This window comes from Mesorhizobium sp. M7A.F.Ca.ET.027.02.1.1 (genome assembly GCF_004022985.1).
GTDB lineage: Bacteria > Pseudomonadota > Alphaproteobacteria > Rhizobiales > Rhizobiaceae > Mesorhizobium.
Genome location: NZ_RZOL01000822.1, coordinates 1 through 947 on the forward strand (window position 1 = coordinate 1; position 947 = coordinate 947).

A 947-nucleotide genomic window follows, 5' to 3' on the forward strand; every position below is an offset into this window, starting at 1 on the left:
CCTCTTGATGCCGACTATCCGTTAGAGCACCCGCTATTGCTCTCTGGGCGACGGGTCAAGGCATCCGGGCGCATTGATGGGAATTGCGCACGGGAACGTTACCCCAGCCGAAAATCGGCGGCGCACATCGGCGTCGATTTTCTGGCCTCGCTTCAGCCCTGGTAGACCACCGGAAACCAGTCCTCGCGCAGCCTCTCGCCCGGCTGCATGCCGTGGCCATGATAGGGCGGCGAGGTGCGGCCCGGCCGCTCGACATAGCGCGCATCGTCACCCACCCAGCGCAGCGACAGCGCCCTGCGCCGCGCCGCGGTCAGGTTGCCGCGCGCGCCATGCGCGGTCCTGAAGTCGAACAGGATGGCGTCGCCCGGCTCCATTTCCCATTCGAGCACCTTCATCGACGGATCCTTGTCGGGATCTGGCACCGGCAGATAGTCGCCCTCGCCGGCATAGAAATTGCTGTCGTCGAGCCAGCGCACTGGCAGGATCATCTTGTCCCATTTGTGCGAGCCGGCGATCAGGCGCAGCGTCGCCTCCTTCACCGGGTCGATGGGAATCCAGAAGCTCACGGTCTGCTGGCCATCGACGAAGTAATAGGGGATGTCCTGATGCCAGGGCGTCGGCTTCTGCGTACCCGGTTCCTTGACCAGCACATGATCGTGGAAGAACTGCGCGGTGCGCGACTGCATCACCGCGGCCGCCAGTTCGGCGGCCGGTGATTCCCGCACAACCTCGACGAATTCGGGAATGCGCTCCCAGTTGCAGTAGTCATCGAAGAAACTGCCGCGGCCGTTGGCGATGTCGGATGCGGTGACGCTGCGGTTCTGCATGTTGCGTTCGATGCCGGCGGCAATCGTGTCGACCCAGCCCTTGAAGGCGCCGCGAATGCAGACAGCGCCGTCACGCTGATAGTCGGCAATCGTGGACGCGCCGATCATGGTGGCGTCGAT

Annotated in this window: 1 protein-coding gene; it reads right to left on the reverse strand. The window is 64.1% G+C overall.

Annotated elements, in window-relative coordinates; translation table 11 throughout:
* Positions 1-152: 152 nt before the first annotated feature.
* A complete protein-coding gene (locus tag EN749_RS36420; protein WP_128365048.1) occupies positions 153-935 on the reverse strand; it encodes a phytanoyl-CoA dioxygenase family protein in 783 nt (260 codons plus the stop codon).
* Between the last annotated feature and the right edge of the window lie 12 nt (positions 936-947).